Genomic DNA, 17,091 nt, shown 5'->3' with positions numbered 1-17,091 from the left:
GGCTCACACGCCAGGGGCAGGCTGGACCTGTCCGCAGGTTTATTTGGTGCCGGCAGCGGCGGCGACTTCAGCGGCGAAGTCGCTTTCTTCCTTCTCAATGCCTTCACCAAGTTGGAAGCGGTCAAAAGCCACCAGCTTCACGCCGGCCTTGTCGAGGACTTTCTGGACTTTGGATTCGCCATCCAAAACCCAGGTCTGCTCCAGAAGGACGACTTCCTCATAGAACTTGCGGATGCGGCCATCGATCATCTTCTCAATGATGGCATCAGGCTTGCCTGAGGCACGTGCTTGCTCCATCAGCACAGAGCGTTCACGCTCCAGGGCGTCTGGGGCGACGTCCTCCCGTTTAAGGGCGGCTGGGCGGGTGGCGGCCACATGCATGCCCACCTGGCGGCCAAGCTCCTCAATCGCTGCGCTTTCAGAGGGGGCCTCCAGCGCGGCCAGCACGCCAATGCGGCCCACGCCAGGGCGCAGCGCGCCATGAACGTAGCTTGCCACCACGCCTGAGGGGACCTCCAGCACAGCGGCGCGGCGCAGGGTCATGTTCTCCCCGATGGTAGCCACAAGGTGCGTCAGCTCATCAGCAACGGAACGGCCTGAAGGCAGGATGGCCTTGTTGAGGGCGTCCAAGTCGCTGCCAGCCTTGAGGGCGGCTTCGGCGATCTGGGCCACAGCGTTCTGGAAAGCCTCGTTGCGGGCCACGAAGTCTGTCTCAGCGTTGACTTCCACCATGGCAGCTTTGCGGCCAGAGGAAGCAACACCCACCAGGCCTTCGGAAGCGGTACGGCCAGATTTCTTGGCGGCCTGCGAAAGGCCCTTCTTGCGGAGCCAGTCGATGGCGTCCTGCATTTTGCCGTCTGTCTCAGCCAGGGCCTTTTTGCAGTCCATCATGCCGGCGCCAGTGGTGGAGCGCAGTTCGCGTACCTGGGCTGCGGTAATGTTTGCCATGAATAGTGTTTCCTGCTTGGGGTGCGGAAAAGGTGCCGCCCCACCAACATGCCCTGCAAAGCGCTGCGCTAAGCGGGGCCGGCGGGGAACGGCTGGGGCAAGCCCAGCCAGCCCGGAGGGTTGGCGGGCCTGGCCACAGTCAAGCCAGCAGCCTGGGGTGCCCCAGGCCAGCTAGAATCAGGCCTTAGCGGCAGCCTTGGGCGCTTCTTGGGCGGGGGCGGCCTCAGCAGCGTTCAGGTCAGCGGCGTTGGCGGCTTCGGCGACCTCAAGGGCGACCTGGCCTTCCAGTTCTTCAGCAGCGCCAAGGTCCTGGCCAGAGGCAGCCAGCTCAGCGGAGATACCGTCCAGCACAGCGCCTGCGACCAGGTCGCAGTACATGGTGATGGCGCGGATGGCGTCATCATTGCCAGGCACGGGGAAGGCGACACCTTCAGGGTTGGAGTTGCTGTCAAGGATGGCGACAACAGGAATGCCCAGCTTGCGGGCTTCCTCAACGGCCAGCTTCTCCTTGTTGGTGTCGATGACGAACAGCAGGTCGGGCAGGCCGCCCATGTCCTTGATGCCGCCCAGTGAACGCTCCAGCTTCTCGCGGTCACGGGTGATGTCAAGGATCTCTTTCTTGGTCAGGCCGGCGGTGTCGCCAGCCAGCATGTCGTCAATGGCGCGCAGACGCTTGATGGAACCAGTGATGGTCTTCCAGTTCGTCAACATGCCACCAAGCCAGCGGTGGTTGACGTAGTACTGCCCGCAGCGCTGGGCGGCCTCGGCGATGGGCTCAGCAGCGGCGCGCTTGGTGCCAACGAACAGAACGCGGCCGCCAGCGGCCACGGTGTCGCGGATCTGCTTAAGAGCGCGGTCAAGCAGGGGGACGGTCTGCTGCAGGTCAAGGATGTGGACCTGGTTGCGGACGCCAAAAATGTAAGGCGCCATCGCTGGGTTCCAGCGGCGGGTGTTGTGACCGAAATGAACACCGGCTTCAAGGAGCTGGCGCATGGTGAATTCAGGAAGGGCCATGATTGTGTGCCTGTCGTTTCTGGTTGTGCCTCCGCATGGCGCGCATCAGGTGGGTGTGCCCCAGCCCAACACCAGGAGGACCCGGCCATGCGTGCGGAATCACCACCCCCGCCGGGCTGGCAGGGCTGGTTGCGCACTCCATAGCGGTTTTGGGCGCCCAGGGCAAGGTAGGTGACAGGTAGGAACCAGTTTTAGGCGCGCCTTGGCCCTCAGGCCAGGTCAAGCCCATGAAGGTGCTTTTCCATGGCTTGGCGCGCAGCCCCCCTGTGGCGCCCCAACGTGATGAGGGCAGGCAGCTGGCCTGGCCTACGCAGCACGTTCTGGAGGATGGCGCCCATATCTGGCTTGTTGCCCCGCAAGGGCTGGCAAGCTGCTGGCGGCAGGGTTTCACCAGCCACGTCACACGCCACGCGCAGCACGGCGGCTGGCAGGCCAGAAGTCACGACAAGGCCGCTTTCCATGTCAGCCATGGCGCAGCCTGTACGCTCATAAAGGGCGGCTTTTTCAGATGCCTGGCGCACCATGTGGGGGCTGTGCAGAACATGGCCATCCACCACGCCGAACTGCTTGGCCAGTTCAGCGCTGACCGGCACCAGCTGCCCCTCCACCATGACGGCCTCAGGCACCATGATGGACCCAGCCTGCACCCAGGGCGCCAGCCCGCCAGCGTAACCAAAGGAAAGCAGGTGGGTGGCGCCGGCCGCCTTCAGTGCGCCAAGCGCCCGCTCCGCCCCAGCTTGGGTGGCGCCGCTGGTGGCGATGGCCGCCTGGGGGAAGTGCCGCGCAGCCAAGGCTGCTTCCTCTGCCAGGCCAGTCAGAATGCCAAGCCTCATGTCCTGCTCCTGCATGTTCTGCTCCTTCAAGGTATTAAGCGCACAAGGCGCCAGGCCTTGTGCAAGGGGCAGCGCGGCTTGCCCCGTGCCAAAGCCGCCCCGTGGTTGCTGGTGGGTTTGACCGTGTGGCTTTTCAGAAGCCCTTTAAAAACCGTGTTCAACGCGCCCTGTGTTGCTGTCTTCCAAATTGCGGTAACGCGCCAGCGCCAGCAGGGGGAAAAACTGCTTGTACCCATGGTAGCGCAAGTAGAAGACCTTAGGGAAACCAACAGCGTTGAAGGGTTTCTCATGCCAGCGCCCCTCACCGTCCTGCTGGGCGGCCAGCCAGGCCACGCCGCGCTCAACGGCCTTGGTGCCGTGGCGGCCAGCGGCCATCAGCGCCAGCAGGGCCCAGGCCGTCTGGCTGGGCAGGCTTTCCTCATAAACCCCCTCTGGCGCGCCTTCGTAGCTGGCGCAGTCCTCCCCCCAGCCGCCATCAGGGCGCTGCACGCGCTCCAGCCACGCCACGGCTTTTTGCACTGCTGGGTCCTCTGGCGGAACGCCAGCCGCGTTGAAGGCGCACAGCACAGACCAAGTGCCGTAAATGTAATTGGTGCCCCAGCGCCCAAACCAGCTTCCTGACCGCTCCTGCTCCTTGCGGAGCCACGCCAGGGCGCGTTCGATGGCAGGCTTGTCCTCAGCATGGCCAAGCTGCGCCAGGAAGGAGACGCAGCGCGCCGTGACATCCGCCGTTGGCGGGTCAAGAAGGGCGCCATGGTCAGCGAAGGGGATGTGGTTGAGGACATCAAGGTCGTTATCGATGTCAAAAGCGCCCCAGCCGCCATCGCGGCTTTGCATGCCGATGATCCACTCACGCGCGCGCGCTATGGCCTCGGCATTCTCCACAGGGTCCTGGCGGTGCAGGAACATGCCCACAACGGCTGTGTCGTCAACGTCTGGGTAATAGGCGTTGTCATATTGGAAAGCCCACCCCCCAGGGCGCAGGCCAGGGGCGTTCACAGCCCAATCGCCCACAACATCCAGGATTTGCTGGCTGCGCAACCAGGCCGCTGTGCTAGCAAGCTGGCGGCGCGTGGCCTCAGGCAATGTGGCGCGGGGACCATCGCTTGCTTCCAGCATGGCAAGGCCAGCCAGGCCTGTGTCCCACACGGGGGAGACGCAGGGCTGGCAGTAGGCTTCATGGCCGCGGTCAACCATTAAGTCCTGCAGCGCCTGCCAGGCCTGCTTAGCGCGCGGGTCGCTGTCAGGCACGCCTAGGGCGCGCATCATCATGACGACATTGGCCATGGCAGGGTAAATGGCCCCCAGCCCGCCATCACTCAAGCGCGGGGCAATGAAGCGCAGGCAAGCCCGCATGGCCTTTTTGTGCAGTTTCCTGGGGAAATGGCGCACCATGGGGCGTAAGGCGCTGTCCAGCCCTTTGAACACGGGCCCCCACCAGGAGCGGTAAGGCCCCCTGATCCAATCTTTAATCTGCGCAGGCGGCGTGCAGAACAATTCCTGCACATGGACACCGCGCGGGTTAACGGCGATGGGGCGCAGGTCGCACAGCACCAGCAGGGGCGCAATGACCGTGCGCGACCAGTAGGCCATGTTCCACACTGAGAAGAACCCAGCTGAAGGCAGCAGCATAATCTCAGGCGGCATCACAGGAACGGCGTCCCACGGCACCTCCCCATAAAGGGCCAGCTGGATGCGGGTGAACACGTTGGCGCGCTCCGCCCCGCCATGGCGCAGGATCTCCGTGCGGGCGCGCCGCATGTGGGGGGCTTCAGGGTCGTCCCCCAGGGCTTTAAGGGCGAAATAGGCCTTCACGCTGGCTGAAAGGTCGAAATCGCCATCCTCATAAAGGGGCCAGCCACCATGTGCCCCCTGGATGCGGCGCAGGTAGGCGCCCATCTTCCGCTCCAACTCAGGGTTGATGCGGTCAAGGAAATGCTCCAGCAGGACGTACTCAGCTGGAATGGTGGCGTCAGCCTCCAGTTCGAACACCCAGTGGCCATCTGCTTTCTGCATGGCCTGAAGGGCGCCATGGGCAGCGTCTACAGCCTGTTCAACCACGTCAGACTCATTCATTGATGAAAGCGCACTCTGGCTCACACGGACAACCTGTTTGCTGTTGGAACGAAGGGGGGCGCAACGCTCTGTGGGGGCGGTGCTGCCTATGGGGCACACTCAGCTTCCCTGGCCCTGGCGCAGTGTTACCATAAATTCAGGCGACAATTCATCCCGTTCATTACGGAAGTGTTTCCATCCACCCCATAGGCTGGCAGGGGACCTTGCCCGTTCCTGCCTGGGGGCTTGCGGCCAGGAGCCGTTCAGTCCCAGGCGCTACGGTAACCAAGGGCTGCCACAGCGGCCAGGCCTGACTGGATGGCCCCCTCAATGGTGGAGGGAAGGCCTGTGTCCGTCCAAGCGCCTGCTAAGGCCAGGTTCAAGCAAGGCCCAGCAGCCCCAGCGCGCTGGCCAGCCTGGAGGGGGGTTGCAGCGAATGTGGCTTTCTTCTCCCGCACAAGGCGCCCTTCAGGCATGGTGAGGGGCAGTGGCTGTTCCACAGCGGGCTTCAAAGCTTGGCGGATGTCTGACCAAATGTGCGCCAGCAGCGTTTCACTGTCATCCTCCATGAAGCGGTTGGCGCCGCTAACTGTCACGCTCAAGATGCGGTCATGGATGAACACCCAGTCGGCAATGCCCCCAACCATGCCGATGAAGCCCGCCTTCTTGACAACGCCACGCGTGCGCACACCGCCTGGCACAGCGTAATGGGCGTTCAGGATGGCTTCAAAACCATCTGGCGCTGGAATTTCAGGCAGGAGGTGGAGGGTCTGCGTGGCTGGCAGCGCTACAATCACGCTGTCATCAGGGCCAATCTCCACAGGGCCGCTGACGGTCTCCAGCTTGGTGACGCGCCCATGGGCGCGCTCAAGCCCTGCCACGCGGCAACGCGTGCGCACAGCCCCGCCAAAGCGTTCAATGAAGGCCACAGCGGGGTTGATGAAGGTGTCGCTCAGCCCATGGGCGGCTGTCCAAGGGCAGCAGCTCTGGCCACCTTTCATAAGGGTGCGCTTGATGATGGCCGCGAACAGCTCAGCACTGGCTGACTCAACATCCGTGTTGAGGGCTGAAAGCGCCAATGGCACCAGAAGGCGGCGGCTGAACTCACCAGGCAGCAGGCATTCAGCCACCGTTTTCTCAGGCCCTGCGCGCAAAATGCGCCCGAGGGAGGCGATCTCAGCCATTTTCATGCCAGGCACGCGCCTGCGCGGGTTCAGCAGCCACCACGGCACGCGCCCTTTGGAGAGGTTGAGCGTCCAGGCGGTGCCGTCAGCCAAATCGTACCAAGGGAACAGGGGCTGGCCAGGCCCTTTGAGGGTGTGGCGGCTGTCCAGCGTGTCCAGGTAGCGGAACGTCAAATGGTTGGCTGAGAGGATAAGGTGGTTGCCATTGTCAATCACCGTGTCAAGCGAGCGTGTGTGGAAGGAACGCACGCGCCCGCCGCAATGGGGCGCCGCCTCATAAAGGGTGACGCGGGCTTGGGGCGCCAGCTCCACAGCAGCGGCCAGCCCCGCCAGGCCCCCACCGATGATGTGGACGTGGTTCACAGCCCCAGCCCCGCCATCAGCAAGCGCAGCTTCTTGCGCCAGGGATTGGGGCGGAGGGCGATATCCGGGTTGCGCCAACCGCGCTTCTCCAGCGCGTCCAGGACAACTTCATAGGAAGCGGCCATGAGGCGTGAAGGGCGCACGCTGTAGGGCGGGCATTGCTTCATAATGCGCTTGGCTGCCCTGTAATGGTCGCGCGCGCGCTGGGCCATGATGCGGCAGACGCCATCAAGCCCTGGCGCGTAAGGCAGTTCCGAAGGCTGGGCAGGCACCTTGAAGCGCTTCAGGAGCTTGGCTGGCAGGTAGATGCGCCCTCGGCTGGCGTCCTCTGAGATGTCGCGCAGGATGTTGGTCAGCTGGAGCGCGCGGCCCAGATGGTGGGCCAGCTCATCACCCTGGGGCTGGGGTGTGCCGAACACCCGCACAGCCAAACGCCCCACAGCGGAGGCTACGCGGTCGCAGTAAAGGTCCAGCGTTTCCTCGTCAGGGGCCACGATAGGTGTGCCGCAATCCATGGCCATACCATCGATAATGGCTTGGAAATCAGCGCGCTTGAGGTGGAAGCGCTCAATGGCGGCCTCCAGCACGCGTTCAAGCGGCGTTGGGGGGGACAGCGGTGCGCTGCTGGCGCCATCCTGGCTTTCACCGTCAGCCTGGGTGGGGACTTTGTAAAGGCGGTCAAGGCGGCGCGACCACAGTTCAAGCGCCGCTTTGGGGTCTTTGTCGTCCGTGTCACCATCAGCGATGTCATCAACCAGGCGGCAGAAGGCGTAAATAGCAAACAAACCTTCCCGCCGCAGCGGCGGCAGAATGCGCATTCCCTTGCCAAAAGACGTGCCTGAACGCTCCACGATGGCTTCCACAGCCCTCATGTCTGAGGGGGCGCAGACCAGCCCCACGGGGGTGGTGCGGCCTCTGGCTGGGGCGTGGGCGGTTTTGTCCGTCTGCTTCATGGGTGACGCTCCGTTGTCAGAACAAGGGGTGGGCGTGAACAGGGCTGGTCCAGGGCCAAAATTGTGGGGACCCAGAATTAGTGGGGACGTTGTAGCCCCAAACCAGCGCGGGCGCCAAGCCAGCCAACCCGGCACTCAGGCCAGCTAGTCCTCACCAGTGGCGGAAGGCCTGCACGGTAGCACGCGCGAAATCAGCCTTCGTTAAGGCCACACGCTTCCAGAGGGGGTCGTTATCATGGAGGCGGCGCGTCAGCTTGTGGCACAGCGCCACAACCACGGCTGCCTCCAGCCGCATACGGCGGTTCCTAATCAACCCAGGCAGACGGGCTGCTTGGGCGTTCAGGCCATCCACATAGGCCAAGGCGCGGTCGAAAACGCGCCGCACGCCGGGCTTGGCGTGGGTCAGGGCCAGGTCGGCGACCTTCACGCCCTCTGCCTCGAACCATTGCTGGGGCAGGTAGCAGCGGTCAAGCCGGGCCAGGTCGCGGCCAGCGTCCTGCAAGTGGTTGATGACTTGCAACGCTGTGCAGAGGGCGTCTGAAGGGCCAAGGATATCCTCCCCCTCCCCGTGGAGGTTGAGGAGGAAACGCCCCACAGGATTGGCGGAGTAGCGACAGTAATGCAGCAGCTCCTCCCAGCTTTGGTAACGGTTTTTGGTCACGTCCATCTCAAACGCCACCAAAAGGTCGGCTGCATCCTCCACAGGCACATGGCGTTGCGCCAGCATGGTGCGCACCGCCGCGGCGCACTGGGCGTCAGTGCGGTTGGGGGCGCGTGCCTGCCCGCGCAGCACAGCGCCCAGAACGCGCAGCCGCGCGATGCGTTCTTGAGGGGGCAGGCGGGTAGTGTCGGAGACGTCGTCAGCCATGCGCGCAAAGCGGTAATAGCTGTGGACGGCGGGACGTTCGCTAGCCCCCAGCAAGATGGAGCCCACGGGGAAGTTCTCATCGCCAGCGCCTTTGGTGCTGGTGACGTCAGGGCCATTCCAGGCCAGGGCTTCAAGTTCGGGCAGGCTTTCAGGCAGGTGGGGGGTGGTCATGGTGCGCTGTCCTCCGTGGGAGTGGGTGCTGGGGCAGGCTGGCTTGGGGCGCTGTCCCCTTCCGCCCCGCCATAAGCGCGACCGTGCCACGTCACGCCAGCGCCGAAATGGTGCTTGATGGCTGAATCAACCGTGGCTAGCATGTAGAAAGCCACAATCAACGGCAATGTCAGAACGCGCCAGGCGCCAAGCTTGAAATGGCGCAGCGTTGGCAGGTAGCTGGCCGCTGCCATGGCGCACACCCCAGCGCCAAGCCAACGGGCAGCACCGCGCCCCTTCAAAGCCAGGGCTGGGGGGACAAACCACACCAGCACCAGCCCCACCAGCGCCCCAGCCAGGCGCAGGGGGGAGTAGCGCAACTGGTTGTAAGCTGTGCGCACGATCATGTGCCAGATCTCGCCAGGTTCCTGGTAGGAGCGGATGGACCAGGCCTGCCTGCTGCTGCCCAGGTAAAGCCGGCCACCACGCTGCTGAACGTGCTTGGCCAGGGTGCAGTCGTCAATCAAGGCGCCGCGCAGGGCCTGGATGCCGCCCACCCCCACCAAGGCGCGCTGGCTGACCAAAACCGTGCCCCCAGCCGCCCCCGCCACGCGTGAGCGCGGGTCAGCCACTTTGCGGTAGGGGTAGATCATGGCGAAGAAGTAGACAAAAGCCGGGATGAGCGCCTTTTCCCAAAATCCCGTGCAGTTCAGGCTAACCATTTCTGAAACCATGTCCTGGCTCCCATCGCGCGCTTGCCGCACAAGGGACGTAACGTGGTCAGGGGCATGGGTGATGTCAGCGTCCGTCAGCATGATGAAGCTGCCAGGCGCTGTGCCAGCGCCGCCAGCGCCGGCTTCCCGCGCCTGCTGGCTGCGCAGAGCTGCCAGGGCCGCCCCCTCCCCCTGGTGGACAGCCCAGAGTTTGCCGCTCCAGCCTGGGGCGTGGGGATTGCCCTTAATGATGGTCAGGCGCTTGTGGGGGTCTGGCACTTGGGCGGCCAGCTGGGAGGTGCCGTCCGTGCTTTCGTCATCCACCAGGAAAACACGCAGCCACCCAGGGTAATCCTGCCCCAGGAGGGAGGTCAGGGCAGGTTGGATGGCCGCTGCCTCATTGCGGGCTGGCACCACAATGGCCACCGCTGGCCATGGCCCTTCACCAGGTGCCGCGCTACCTTGGCGCAGAAAAGGGCCTGGCTGCCAGAAACGCCCATTGCCTGCCCAAAGCCACAGCCATGCCAAGCCTGACAAAGCCCCAAGGCCCAGCAGCCAGGGTGCGCCATGATGTGTGGGGCGCGCTGATAAGTACTGTTGGCTGCTGTTCACACCACCCTTCATCAATCAGCCTGCCTTCCAGCCCCTGTGGGCTTGGCGCCAGAGCTGGGCAGGGCCATGCCACCCTGCGCAGCAAAGGCCTGGACGGCGGCAGCCACGGCCGCCTGGGCGGTGCGGGGGCGGTAGCCCAGCTCATCGTAAGCTTTGCGCGAGGTGAAAAACATCAGCTTCCTGGACATGGCCAGCATTTCACGCGTTACCATGGGTTGGATGCCAAAAGCGTGGGCTGCGCCTTCGCACCCCAGCGCCAAGGGGTAGAGCGCCCAGCGCGGCAACCTGACCTTGGGGGCGGGGCGGCCCACCATGGAAGCGATCATGGCAAACAGATCGCGCAGCCAGATGTTCTGCCCGCCCAGAATGTAGTTTTCCCCCACACGGCCTTTCTCAAAAGCCAGCAGGTGCCCTTCGGCCACGTCATCCACATGCACCACGTTCAAGCCTGTGTCGACATAGGCCGGCATGCGCCCGCGCATACAGTCCCAAATCATTTTGCCTGTTGGGGTAGGCTTGATGTCGCGCGGCCCAATGGGGGTGGAGGGGTTGACCACGACGGCAGGCAGCCCTTCTTCACGGGCCATGCGCAGAACGGCGCGCTCAGCACGGTATTTCGACTTCTTGTAGGCGCCCACCACCTTGTCTTCGCTGATGGGGTCTGATTCCTTAGCAGGCACGCCATCGTGGGCAGTGGCCAGCGCCGCCACGGAGGAGCAGTAGACAATGCGCCCCACACCCGCCGCCTGGGCTTGGCGCATCAGCCGTTCGGTGCCTGCCACGTTGGCTTCCATCATGGCTTCAGGGTTTGGCACCCAAAGGCGGTAGTCCGCGGCAACGTGGAACAATCCCCCGACACTTTCAAACACGCTTTCAGGCAAGCCAGCCTGGCTGGAGAGGTCGCCATGAACAACCTCCACATCAAGGCCCTGAAGGTTAGTGAGGTCTGATTGGGGCCTGGTCAGGACACGCACTTTGTGGCCGCGCGCCAGGAGTTTGCGTGCCACGGCAGAACCAACAAAGCCTGTTCCCCCTGTCAGGAGGGTGGTGCCTTTGGCTGTGTGAACGGTCATGCTGTCGGTGCCTTCCTGTGCTTTGCCTGTGCTTTTACGCGTTGAGGGCCTGCCTGCCCCGCTGGTGCCGCCATGGTGGGCTGGACCGCCCCTTGCTATACCGCCCCCAACCGTTTCAGGCCAGGGCGCGCCTCAGGCACGCTGGCACGCCTCCAGCTGGGTTGGCCGGGGCTGGGTTGGACGGAAAGGGCCAGCGCACCTATGGTGGCCCCCGACCGCCACAGCCCTTTGGTGCTGCGGCACCATGACACTAAGCAGAAAATGGCACCAGCACAGTACATGTTGAAAAAGAACCTGCCTTTCCTTTTTGCCATGGCCGGGATCGCCCTGCTTGTGTTCCTGACGGTGCGGGCAGGGTGGGAACCCGTCCTCCATGCCCTCCTCCAGGTGGGGATTGGCGGGTTCGCCCTGCTGATTTTGGGCCAGCTTGGCATCAATTTGGGGTTGGGGTGGGCCTGGAAGGCGGAAGTGCCCTTCATCCCCTACAAGCGTCTGGTCTGGGCGCGATTGGTGCGTGACGCCGCCTGCACATGCCTGCCTTTTTCGCAGCTTGGGGGGCTTATCCTCGGCATTCGCGCCACGGCGGCTGGCGAACCTGCGCTGGAGGGCGGCCAAGGCCACCTGACCTGGCCCCTGGCCGTAGCAGCTAACCTGGTTGATCTCACAGCGGAGGTGGCGGCCCAGATCGTGTTCGTGATGGCGGCCCTGCTCTGCCTGCTGGGCCACAGCAAAGTGGGGGGTCTTGTATGGCCCCTGCTCGGCGGCCTCGCTTTGCTGACACTGGGCCTGATGGGCTTTGTCTGGACCCAGCGCCACAGCGGCGCCTTTGTGCCCAGGGTGGTAGGGGCGATCACGCGTTTTCTGCCTGACGACTGGAAAACCGTCCTCCAAGGTAACATGGCTGCTTTTCAGAATGCGCTTGAACGGCTTTGGGCGCAGCCACTGCACATTCTGCATGGCGCTTTTCGCCATTTCCTGTGCTGGCTGGCCTCTGCGGCAGTGGGGTGGCTGGCGCTGCGGCTGCTGGGGGCCGCCGTCCCCTTCACTACAGCTGTGGCGATTGAGGGCATCGTCTGTGGCGCCATGGCCGCTGGTTTCATGGTGCCTGCGGCCTTAGGCGTGCAGGAGGGGGCCTATGTGGCCATTGGCGCTGTCTACGGCTTGCCAAGTGACATGATGATGGGGCTTTCGCTGCTGCGCCGCGGGCGTGACCTAGCCATTGGGCTGCCTGTGCTGCTCGTATGGCAGGGCTGGGAAGTGCAGCTGCGCAGGCGCAAAGGCGCCCCACCAACCCAAGCCCAACCTCCAGCCAACCACCCAGGCCAAGGGTGAGAGCATGGCCAACCCCCACCAGGACCCTGCCCACCCCTCCGTGACCTTCACGCCGTGGCGGCGCCTGGCCGTTGTGGGGTGCGGGCAAATGGGGTCGTCCATCCTGCGTGCCGCCAAGCTGCGCAGCCTGGCTGGCACCACTGTGGCGCTGGAGCATTCAGGCGCGGTTCGCAAGCGCGTTGGTGAACTGCACCTGGCCGATGAATGGGGCGCCGACCCAAGCCTTGTCGCTGGGGCGGACTGCATTCTGCTGTGTGTGCCTGTGCACCAGGTGCTGCCTGTTCTGGCCAGCCTGGCCCCCCATGTCGCGCCAGGGGCGGTCGTGGGGGATGTGGCCTCTGTGCGGTGCGGGCTTGAAGGGGCGCCAGCCTTGCTCCCCCAGGCCAGCTACGTTCCCACCCACCCCATGGCTGGCACGGAGCGTTCAGGGCCTGATGGTGGCTCAGCCACCTTGTTTGAGGGACGCTGGTGCTTGCTCACCCCCCAGCCAGGGCAGAATCCCCAAGACGTGACGCGCATGGTGGCTTTCTGGCGCCAATGCGGCGCTAACACCAAGGTGCTTGCTCCAAACGTTCATGACCAGTTTTGCGCCTTGGTCAGCCACCTACCCCATGCGCTGGCCTACAGCCTGTGCCGCACACTGGAGGGACAGTGCATGAGCGCTGCGGAGCTGCAGGCCATGGCGGGGCCGAGTTTGGCCAGCGCCACACGCGTTGCCGCTTCAGACCCAGCTTTGTGGGCAGGCATTCTGCAAGCCAATCGCCATGCCGTTTTAAAGGCACTTGATGGCTTCAGCGCCCAGCTGGACACATTGCGCGCCCTCCTGGCAGCCAAGCCAGAAACGCAGCAAGGCAGCGGTGGCGCACCCAGTACCAGCCCCCCCCAGGCTTCAACACAGGCCCTATTGCAGGCACAGGGCCAGGCGTTGCTGGGGTGGCTTGAACAGGCCCAAGCTATCAAAACCAACACGCCCCCCACCTGCCCTGGTTCTTGAAGCCTGAGAGGCTGAAACCTGGCAGCGGTGAGCGGAAGCACTGATAAAAGTCAGTAAATCACTTGCTCTTCCCCTCAGCTTTTCCAAGGCGGGCCTGGTTCCAGGGGCTGGGGCGCTTGTCACCATGGCCCACCCTGCAAACGTTCCTGCGCTCGGGTGCCGTTGGCATGGCCTAAGGGCACGCGACCTGAACACTGGTTCCTTGCCGGGTGACTGGGCCGATCCCTTCCCAAGCGCCCTGACCTTTAAACGTGCTTCCTGGTGGCGGGAGGGCCTCCCATAGCCTTGGAACCTCATCATGAAACAGGGCCTTGGGGCGCGCTGCCAACCCTAGGCAGCCCTAAGCACGGGGCACTTTGGTCAACTGGTTGGCCACCATACAAAAACCCCGCCTGCACTAAAGCGCAAACGGGGTTGAAAGGCTTGCAACAAACCATGCCCAGGGGCTGGCTATTCAAGCCACAGCCTTCAAGGCAGGGGCCAGCCGCAACTGGCCAGCCCCGTGCCCTGGGCCATCAAGCGGTCATCATGAACGGACGATGTGCAGGTCGTTCATGGTGCCGAAGTTGGAAGGCTGGTTGGACAGCACAGCGATGTGCTGGTCCTTGCCGTTGACGAAGCCGGCCTTCTGGGCCAGGGCCAGGGCTTCCTTGGCGGCAGCTTCAGCGCCGGCCGTCACAGAGGCGGGTTCCACAACCTGCGGGAACACGCCCCACACCACCGTCAGGCGGTGGGCAATGGTGAAGTCGCTGATGGACTGCACAACATTGTAAGGACGGGTGCGGGAAACCTGCAGAACGTTGCGGCCGTCCTTGGTGAAGACGGAAAGCGCCTGCAGGCCGAGCACGTGGCCGACATTGTAGGCGGCCAGGGCCAGGCCACCCATGATGGAGTCATTGGCCGGCATCATGTTGCGGTCCATGCGCAGGCGCCATTCGTGGTCCTGCTCAATTTTGGAAACAACACGAACCATGGTGGCGACAGCCTGCTCTGGGTAGTCGCCAGCGGCACTCTCAGCGGAAAGCATCACAGCGTCAGCGCCATCGTAAACAGCGTTGGCAACGTCTGAAACCTCAGCGCGGGTCGGCACGGGGCTTTCGATCATGCTCTCAAGCATCTGGGTAGCAACGATCACAGGGCGCGCCAGACGGCGGGCGGTCTTGATGATCTGCTTCTGCAGAAGGGGCACGTCCTCGGCGGGCATTTCAACGCCCAGATCGCCACGGGCGACCATGATGCCGTCAGAAGCGCGGACGATCTCCTCCAGGTGCTCAATGGCCTGTGGCTTCTCAAGCTTGGAGATGACCCAGGCGCGGCCTTTGATGATGTCCTTGGCTTCCAGGACGTCCTGCGGGCGCTGCACGAAAGACAGGGCGATGAAGTCCACACCCAGTGACAGGGCGAAGTTCAGGTCCTGGTGGTCTTTCTCGGTCAGGGCCGGGATGGGCAGAGCCACGTCAGGGACGTTCACGCCTTTGTGGTTGGAGATCACGCCGTCATTAAGGACTTCGCACTCAAGGGACTCAGGCTTTTTGTTGACGACCTTCAGCGCCAGCTTGCCATCGTTGACCAGCAGGCGGTGGCCAACGCCAACAGCCTTGAAAATCTCAGGGTGGGGCAGCTTAACGCGCTTTTGGTCGCCCAGGGCGTCGTTCATGTCAAAGGTGAAGTGGTCGCCCTTCTTGAGGTCGACCGGGCCTTTGGCGAAGTCACCAACGCGCAGCTTCGGGCCCTGCATGTCAGCGAGGATGCCGATGGGGCGGCCAACTTCCTTCTCAATGCTGCGGATGGTGTCGAAACGGGCTTTGTGCTCTGCATGGGTGCCGTGGGAGAAGTTCAGGCGGAACACGTTGGCGCCGGCCTTGGCCAGCGTGCGGAGCATCTCTGGGGATTCAGAGGCTGGGCCAATAGTGGCGACAATGCGCGTGCGGCGATGATGAACGGGAGCTGACATGAATTTACCTCAAACTAACGTTGCTGCTCAGTCGGGCTGAATGACTTCACCAGGCTGCACTCCCCATAACAGGGAGCGTTTCAGCCACCCCTCATAACCCTTAACGGCGACCTGGCACCATGATGAATACGCGGGGCAGGCCCGCACAGCCACCACGGTGCCTGGCATCAGCCAAGCCCGCACCAGGCGCGCAGGACCTTGCGCGGGGGTGGGGCCGTCAGCCCCAGGGCCTGACATCAGCCCAACGGCGCCAGGCGGTGGCGCCTCCCCGCTGCCAGGGACCAGCCGCCCCGTGATGACGGGGTCCGTGTGGGCATGGGGGGGCAGGGGGGCGCTGTCCTGGCCAGCGCCACCAGCAGGCGCTGTGGGGTGGGCGTGGGTGCCCGTCACTATCGCTGTGCGCACGCCACGCAGCGTTACTTGGTGCACCCAGCCCTTGGTACCCTCTGGGTCCTCCACCAGGCGCCAAACGCCGAATTCGCGCTCGATCTCCACCGGCAGGCCGCGGCGGTGGAACACCCAGTCCACCGGGTAGCGCTCCCCTGGGCCACGGCGCAGGAACACGCGGTCAGCGCGCAGGGAAGCGAAGCGCGGCAGCGGCCGGCCTGTGGTGGCACCGACCATGGGTTTAGGTAGGGGCGCCGGCAAAGGGGCCGGGGCTAGCTGGGGCGCTTGACGGCGCGCGCCATGGCTGTGGGTGGGGCGGCCCTTGCCCTTAACGCTGCCTTTAACACTACCTTGGCTTTTGCTTTTGGCATGGCGGCGCACATGGGTGGCCACCCCATGGCTGCCAGCCTTGGGATGGAGGGTATGCCTGGCGGCAGGGGCGCTTGCCTTACTGCCTGCTTGGCTGGCTGGCGCGGCTTGGGCCAGGGCAGGGCACATCAGTGCCAGCACGCCCAGCGCCCAAGGGCGCCGGCATACCGGGCGGGGCGTGGGGGGCATGGTTGGGGCGGCTTCAGTCAGGGTCAGCTCTGAACGTTGTCCAGGAAGTCCTGGGTGGGAATGAAGAAAAGCGTGCCCGTGATGGGGGTGCTGACATCCAGAATGTGGTCGTAAGTGCCCTTGGGCCTGCCCACGAACATGTTGTGCAGCATTTCCTCCGTGGTGGCGGGGTTCTTGGCGTAAGCGATGTAGTAGGTGCCAAGCTTGTTGTCGCCCACAAAGCCGAAGGGCATGTTGTCGCGCAGGATGTTAATCTGGACGCCGTCCTTCTCAATCACGTTCAGGACGTTGTGGGCGTAGGGGGGCTTCTTGTCGTCAGGCAGCTCCACATTGGAGAGCTTGTGGCGGCCAATGATACCTTCCTGCTTCTCCACGCTGAAGCTGTTCCACTTTTCCAGGTTGTGGAGGTACTTCTGCACGATGACGTAGCTGGAGTTGACGTAGTTGGGGTCCTCGTCAGCCGTCACCATCACGGTTTCAACGGCGGCAGGGCCTTCAGGGTTCTCCGTGCCGTCCACGAAGCCCAGCAGGTCGCGGTCGTCAAAGTATTTGAAGCCGTGTGTCTCGTCATCCGTGGTGACGTGGGGGCGCAGTTCGTCCATGATGAGCATGGCCATTTCCATGCACATATAGGGCTGGTCAGCGCGGATGTGGAACAACAGATCCCCTGGTGTGGAGACGCACGGGCACGGCGCAGCCAAGTCCGGCCCATCAATGGGCTGCAGCTTGTGCAGGTGCTTGGGGTGCGGCAGGTCGGGGAAGAGGCGCTTCCAAGCTGGCGCGCTGATGCCCGTCACGCAGGTGAACTCGGCATGGAGATTGCGGAAGCGCACGGTGCGCCCCAGCGCGCTCATGTTGGCCAAAGTGGCGCGAACAGCCTTTTCAGCTTCCTTGCCTGGCTTGATGCTGAGGACGAGGAAAACGGCAGCTGGCGTCAGCAGCGCGGCAACAGCCTGCGGAAGGGGGGCTTGGGCCATGGAAACGTTCCTTGAACACATGGTGGAGGTATGGGGCGGTAGAGTGGCGAATGGTCAGGGGCGCGCCCCGCCCGCAACAAGGGCTTTGCACGGGAGACTTTAAGGGCAGCATGGGCTTGGCGC

The 17,091-nt window shown here is 63.9% G+C and carries 14 protein-coding genes; 2 read left to right on the top strand and 12 right to left on the bottom strand.

All coding sequences use genetic code 11. The features are described 5' to 3' along the window. Window positions 1-39 precede the first annotated feature (39 nt). From tsf to hpnA, 9 genes are all read right to left on the bottom strand, one after another. Window positions 40-948 (bottom strand): translation elongation factor Ts, encoded by a 909-nt coding sequence (tsf, locus tag E3E12_RS07045; RefSeq protein ID WP_141443669.1) that lies wholly within the window; start codon window positions 946-948, stop codon window positions 40-42. A gap of 177 nt (window positions 949-1,125) precedes the next feature. Then, window positions 1,126-1,962 carry a 30S ribosomal protein S2 gene (gene rpsB, locus E3E12_RS07040; protein ID WP_141443668.1) on the bottom strand — a complete coding sequence of 279 codons (837 nt, stop codon included), beginning with the start codon at window positions 1,960-1,962 and terminating at the stop codon, window positions 1,126-1,128. Window positions 1,963-2,171: 209 nt separating this feature from the next. Further along, entirely contained in the window at window positions 2,172-2,810 is a 639-nt protein-coding gene (locus E3E12_RS07035; protein WP_141443667.1) for a nucleoside phosphorylase-I family protein, read from the bottom strand. 129 nt (window positions 2,811-2,939) lie between these two features. Further along, window positions 2,940-4,871 carry a squalene--hopene cyclase gene (gene shc, locus E3E12_RS07030; protein WP_141443666.1) on the bottom strand — a complete coding sequence of 644 codons (1,932 nt, stop codon included), beginning with the start codon at window positions 4,869-4,871 and terminating at the stop codon, window positions 2,940-2,942. Window positions 4,872-5,113: 242 nt separating this feature from the next. Further along, window positions 5,114-6,397 (bottom strand): hydroxysqualene dehydroxylase HpnE, encoded by a 1,284-nt coding sequence (gene hpnE / locus E3E12_RS07025; RefSeq protein WP_141443665.1) that lies wholly within the window; start codon window positions 6,395-6,397, stop codon window positions 5,114-5,116. Beyond that, window positions 6,394-7,350, bottom strand: a complete 957-nt coding sequence (gene hpnD / locus E3E12_RS07020) for a presqualene diphosphate synthase HpnD (RefSeq protein WP_141443664.1) — start codon at window positions 7,348-7,350, stop codon at window positions 6,394-6,396. Before hpnD ends, hpnE begins: the two co-directional genes overlap by 4 nt. Window positions 7,351-7,501: 151 nt before the next feature. Then, window positions 7,502-8,389 (bottom strand): squalene synthase HpnC, encoded by an 888-nt coding sequence (hpnC, locus tag E3E12_RS07015; protein WP_141443663.1) that lies wholly within the window; start codon window positions 8,387-8,389, stop codon window positions 7,502-7,504. Then, window positions 8,386-9,693 (bottom strand): glycosyltransferase, encoded by a 1,308-nt coding sequence (locus E3E12_RS07010; protein ID WP_240810474.1) that lies wholly within the window; start codon window positions 9,691-9,693, stop codon window positions 8,386-8,388. The genes hpnC and E3E12_RS07010 overlap by 4 nt, the downstream gene beginning before the upstream one ends. Window positions 9,694-9,704: 11 nt before the next feature. Further along, complete coding sequence (hpnA, locus tag E3E12_RS07005) at window positions 9,705-10,766, bottom strand: hopanoid-associated sugar epimerase (RefSeq protein ID WP_141443662.1); 1,062 nt, start codon at window positions 10,764-10,766, stop codon at window positions 9,705-9,707. A gap of 72 nt (window positions 10,767-10,838) precedes the next feature. Between hpnA and E3E12_RS07000 the strand changes: the two genes are divergently transcribed. After that, on the top strand, window positions 10,839-12,098 hold the full coding sequence (locus E3E12_RS07000) for a lysylphosphatidylglycerol synthase domain-containing protein (protein ID WP_240810473.1): 1,260 nt from the start codon (window positions 10,839-10,841) through the stop codon (window positions 12,096-12,098). Between the two features lie 4 nt (window positions 12,099-12,102). Then, a complete protein-coding gene (locus tag E3E12_RS06995) occupies window positions 12,103-13,092 on the top strand; it encodes a prephenate dehydrogenase (RefSeq protein ID WP_141443661.1) in 990 nt (329 codons plus the stop codon). A 526-nt stretch (window positions 13,093-13,618) separates the two neighbouring features. On the opposite strand, the gene pyk is transcribed toward E3E12_RS06995, so the two are convergent. The 3 genes from pyk to E3E12_RS06980 are packed head-to-tail and all read right to left on the bottom strand — an operon-like array spanning window position 13,619 to window position 16,968. Beyond that, window positions 13,619-15,046, bottom strand: a complete 1,428-nt coding sequence (pyk, locus tag E3E12_RS06990) for a pyruvate kinase (protein WP_141443660.1) — start codon at window positions 15,044-15,046, stop codon at window positions 13,619-13,621. Between the two features lie 27 nt (window positions 15,047-15,073). Continuing rightward, on the bottom strand, window positions 15,074-15,991 hold the full coding sequence (locus E3E12_RS06985; RefSeq protein ID WP_141443659.1) for an SH3 domain-containing protein: 918 nt from the start codon (window positions 15,989-15,991) through the stop codon (window positions 15,074-15,076). 23 nt (window positions 15,992-16,014) lie between these two features. After that, a complete protein-coding gene (locus tag E3E12_RS06980) occupies window positions 16,015-16,968 on the bottom strand; it encodes a Dyp-type peroxidase (protein WP_141443658.1) in 954 nt (317 codons plus the stop codon). Between the last annotated feature and the right edge of the window lie 123 nt (window positions 16,969-17,091).

The organism is Formicincola oecophyllae (genome assembly GCF_006542395.2).
In the GTDB taxonomy this organism is placed as follows: domain Bacteria; phylum Pseudomonadota; class Alphaproteobacteria; order Acetobacterales; family Acetobacteraceae; genus Formicincola; species Formicincola oecophyllae.
The sequence above is the reverse complement of the archived record's forward strand: the minus strand, read 5'-3'. Positions and strand labels throughout refer to the sequence as shown.